Annotated in this window: 3 protein-coding genes and 1 pseudogene; all 4 read left to right on the plus strand. The window is 42.6% G+C overall.

Annotated features, from left to right (window positions below; genetic code table 11):
- Positions 1-64: 64 nt before the first annotated feature.
- Positions 65-235, plus strand: coding sequence for an RHS repeat-associated core domain-containing protein (locus D1Z90_RS21830; protein WP_119912626.1), 171 nt, complete (start codon positions 65-67; stop codon positions 233-235).
- Positions 236-282: 47 nt separating this feature from the next.
- The gene (locus D1Z90_RS20505) at positions 283-873 is read left to right on the plus strand and encodes a hypothetical protein (protein ID WP_119912627.1); all 591 of its coding nucleotides are present in this window, start codon (positions 283-285) and stop codon (positions 871-873) included.
- Positions 874-888: 15 nt separating this feature from the next.
- A complete protein-coding gene (locus tag D1Z90_RS20510; protein WP_119912628.1) occupies positions 889-1,251 on the plus strand; it encodes a hypothetical protein in 363 nt (120 codons plus the stop codon).
- Positions 1,252-1,361: 110 nt separating this feature from the next.
- A pseudogene (locus D1Z90_RS22205) lies at positions 1,362-1,594 on the plus strand (alpha-amylase family glycosyl hydrolase); the annotation flags it as partial.
- Positions 1,595-1,664: the final 70 nt, after the last annotated feature.

The following is a 1,664-nucleotide window of genomic DNA, read 5'->3' on the forward strand; positions in this document are numbered from 1 at the left end:
GCTGACAGCTTAATCACCGAAACCGACCACTAAGGCGACTAAGACACCCCACAAGAAGTTACCAATGCGCTGGGCCATACAGTCTGGAGCGTGCAATACCGTGCCTACGGTACTCAAACAGGAAGTGGAAGAGGTACAAAGCCCCCTGCGCTTCCACGGGCAGTACTATGATGCAGAAACCGGCCTGCACTATAACCGACACCGTTATTACAACCCCAACAGTGGCGCATTTTAACCTTAGATCTGATTGGACTTGCAGGCGGGCTCAATAACTATCAATATGTGCCTGACCCTACGGGCTGGATTGATCCACTGGGGTTGGCGAATAAAAAAGGGGATGAGTTTTGTTGTGGGGGGGATGTTACAAATACTGCTCCTGGCCCTGCCAACTTAGCATCGAATAAGATTCGACTCAAAACTCAGCTGTTTTTGCAAGAGGAGGGGCTTCTTGATACGCAGGGAAGGCTTACACAGCGGGCATTATCTAGCGCCTATGAAACCAAGACAACTCAACAAGGTGTGTTACAAAATAAAACTGTAGTTCAAGAGCTTACTAAGGACGGAAGTCACATTGAAGATTGGGGAAAATACACTACTGAGACTGTATATACCAAACCTTCAAATAGCATCGTTGCAGATCAAAATGGTCAGCTTTCACTTATACCTAATGGTCAACCTCAAGGTCTTCAGATCCATTTTTATATAAACAGGCGCACTGGAGAAATAAACTATACCCATCAAGACTTTAAGGTTAAAAACAAGGTTGCTGAAGTATTTGAACCAAGGCGTAAGCGAGAGCCAGCAGTTCAAGTTCAAATTGAAACTGATCATGGTTACTATGATTTTACAAATGTCGGTCGAAGAGGCTTGTAGAGTACGGGGTGAGTAATGAAAGTTAAGTGTATAAAGATTGTTAGTCCTATAACTAATGAGGATCTAGGTAATAAAGGGATAGGCTTATGCGTTGGTAATGATTATACCGTCTTAGTTTTTACTATGATGTCGAATAGTGGTTCACAAGTAGTGTTAAGGAATGAAGATAATCATAATGTAGGTGTGTATAGTCTAGATCTCTTTGATATCGTAGACGGAACACTATCCCGCTATTGGAAAATGTTTAGAGATGATTTGGGCTACACTTTATGCCCTGAAGAGTGGACTGGGTTAGATTTCTGGGAAAAATTAGAAGAAAACTACAGGGAGGAGATGGAAATTTTTGAGTACTTTGTTGAAAAAATTGAGTCTGAATGAATGGTATAACTGGGTATAACTGGATGGGTATAACTGGACACCCACCAAAATTTGACAAAAATCACCTTTTAATTAACACTTAAAAGGTGATTTTTCCCTAGGAGGGTGTTATATCCCTACCAGGACAACAGCTCATTTGTGCTGAATCTACGCCCTACTACCACGCACCAGCCGCTGTGTTGGGTGAGCTTTTCTTTGTGGTTATGATAACTACGCTAAACGCAGCTATGAGCACCGTAAACCTTGGGTATTGGATAAAACCAAGCAGCTGGCCAGTATCTTCACCATTGATATCTGTGCCTATGCCATCATGAGCAATCATTACCACCTCGTGCTGGCGTTGTTGACTAAATAGGGAACCTTTCTCGAAAACTGCGATCAGATCATTGAGCACGATACATGGAAGTGATTCT

The organism is Motilimonas pumila, from assembly GCF_003596335.1.
GTDB lineage: Bacteria > Pseudomonadota > Gammaproteobacteria > Enterobacterales > CBDFNC01 > Motilimonas > Motilimonas pumila.